Annotated in this window: 4 protein-coding genes; 2 read left to right on the plus strand and 2 right to left on the minus strand. The window is 39.7% G+C overall.

Features of this window, described 5'->3' with window-relative positions; translation table 11 throughout:
• The first annotated feature begins 398 nt into the window (after nucleotides 1–398).
• On the plus strand, nucleotides 399–647 hold the full coding sequence (locus VHA02S_RS24605) for a type II toxin-antitoxin system Phd/YefM family antitoxin (RefSeq protein WP_005377003.1): 249 nt from the start codon (nucleotides 399–401) through the stop codon (nucleotides 645–647).
• Complete coding sequence (locus VHA02S_RS24610) at nucleotides 637–927, plus strand: type II toxin-antitoxin system RelE family toxin (RefSeq protein ID WP_005377002.1); 291 nt, start codon at nucleotides 637–639, stop codon at nucleotides 925–927. Before VHA02S_RS24605 ends, VHA02S_RS24610 begins: the two co-directional genes overlap by 11 nt.
• A 133-nt stretch (nucleotides 928–1,060) precedes the next feature.
• Here VHA02S_RS24610 and VHA02S_RS24615 read toward each other — a convergent pair whose 3' ends face one another.
• Together VHA02S_RS24615 and VHA02S_RS24620 are read right to left on the minus strand one after the other, a co-directional pair.
• Nucleotides 1,061–1,591, minus strand: coding sequence for a hypothetical protein (locus tag VHA02S_RS24615; protein WP_038899490.1), 531 nt, complete (start codon nucleotides 1,589–1,591; stop codon nucleotides 1,061–1,063).
• A partial coding sequence (locus VHA02S_RS24620) for a hypothetical protein (protein WP_255211854.1) occupies nucleotides 1,581–2,008 on the minus strand: 428 nt, incomplete at its 5' end. The genes VHA02S_RS24615 and VHA02S_RS24620, both read right to left, overlap by 11 nt.

Consider the following 2,008-nt stretch of genomic DNA (forward strand, 5'->3'; position numbering starts at 1 on the left):
ATAAACTCACCAAGCGGAGTTGCAACCAAAAACAAACTCTCGATTGCCCTACTCTGTAAGCACCAAAGAACAAAACAGCCGCTAGGACAGGCACAAAATTTTGGACTTAAAACAGCTAGAACTAAGCTCTGATGATCGACGATTAATCGGTGTACCAAGAAAACAGCTGCTAAATTTTAAGCTCAGAAACATGATTTTGATTGCTAGCTTTTTCTGGCGACTAACGCCTTGCTAAGGTGTGAGCAACGCAATACCTTAGCCTCCGCATAATACCTTAAACACATAAAGCGACGCATAGTAAAAATGCCACGCGTTGCGAATCACTCTTAAGCAACTTGTTATACCGCTTGGTTGAGGCTAAAATGACCAACATAAAGACCACTTAAGAGACCGATTATATGACCACTAGAATTTTAGCTGATGTTGCTGCAAGCATTACTGAGTTGAAAGCTAACCCTATGAAAGTTGCAACTAGTGCTTACGGCGAACCTGTTGCTGTATTAAACCGAAATGAACCAGCGTTTTATTGCGTACCTGCCGAAGCGTACGAAATGATGATGGACAGACTCGAAGATCTTGAACTACTCGCTATCGCTAAAGAGCGTGAATCTGAAGAGAGCATTTCGGTAAATATTGATGACCTATAAACTCGACTTTAAAAAGAGCGCCCTCAAAGAGTGGAAAAAGCTTGGTTCTACTCTGCAACAACAATTTAAGAAAAAGCTAATCGAGCGCTTAGATAACCCACATGTTCCGGCTTCAAAACTATCTGGAGCTGACAACATGTATAAAATTAAGTTGCGTCAATCGGGCTACCGTCTCGTCTACAAAGTTGAAGACGATGTCATCATTGTAACCGTCCTAGCAGTTGGAAAGCGCGAACGTAGCGATGTTTACCGTAAAGCCATGAAAAGGTTAGATGACTGATTGCGGTATAACGCCGCATTAAGGTGTGAGCAACGCTACCACAAAATTTAACCAGACCACCATAAACACAAAACCCAACGATGGAATGAAAAGTGCCATGCGTTGGGAATCACTCTTAAATGCTTTGTTAGCCTTATGCCTGAAGATATGCCTGATACTTACCTTCGACATTATCCACAAATGCAGAAACGGTATTGATACACTCGTTGAGGTCTTCGTTTGATATAGTTACAGGCTCACCATTTAACGTAAAACCATTTCGGTGAACTAAATCATGACGTAATGCAATCTTATCCGTTAATCCCGTATGAATGTGTATGCGAATATCCAGCGTATGTTTGTAAAGTGGGTCAATGTCATTAAGTCGATGCCAAACTAAATTCTTGACTGAATTGATAACTTTCTCTTTAACATCGCCATTAAAAATTTCTTGAACCGCGTATTTTTGCGTTTTGAATTTTTGAGCGGATGTCATCAAATTGAATGTCGCTTCATTAGTAATAATTTCATGGAGAAATAAATCAGACAAATACTTTTCCATTAAGCTAATCACATTAGAAAAGTATAGCTTCCTGTGGAACTCATCAGTATTCAAGGATGCTTGTTGAATGATTGCAATTCCTTCATGAAAGCTAGTTGAAAACTCGCTAGGGTTAGAAGTCATTCGCTATATACTCCACCTCTAAGTTTTCTTCTAGCAAACTTTCGTCGGTATCGTTAGATACTGTTACGGTCCAATCTACGCCAACGTTTGAAGAACTAACAAAAACGCTGTATTGATTACCAGAATCATCTTCAAAGTCATCGAAGTTTTGGTTTATTGAGTCCCTGTGTCGATCAGCAAAAATAGGGGAAGGTACACTTACCATCCCAACTTCTTTATCTTCAAATCTTATAACCAGATAACCGCCATTAACTGATGGCATGCAATCTGTACCCTCAAGCTCAAAACTCATATTAAACACTCTTACATCAATATATGAGCTCATTATAGCATGTAAGAAAGTCAATAGAATCATGTATAAGGCTAACGCCCTGTTAAGGTGTGAGCAACGCAATACCGATGCTTCCGCATACCACC

The organism is Vibrio harveyi NBRC 15634 = ATCC 14126 = KCTC 12724 (assembly GCF_001591145.1).
GTDB classification, from domain to species: domain Bacteria; phylum Pseudomonadota; class Gammaproteobacteria; order Enterobacterales; family Vibrionaceae; genus Vibrio; species Vibrio harveyi.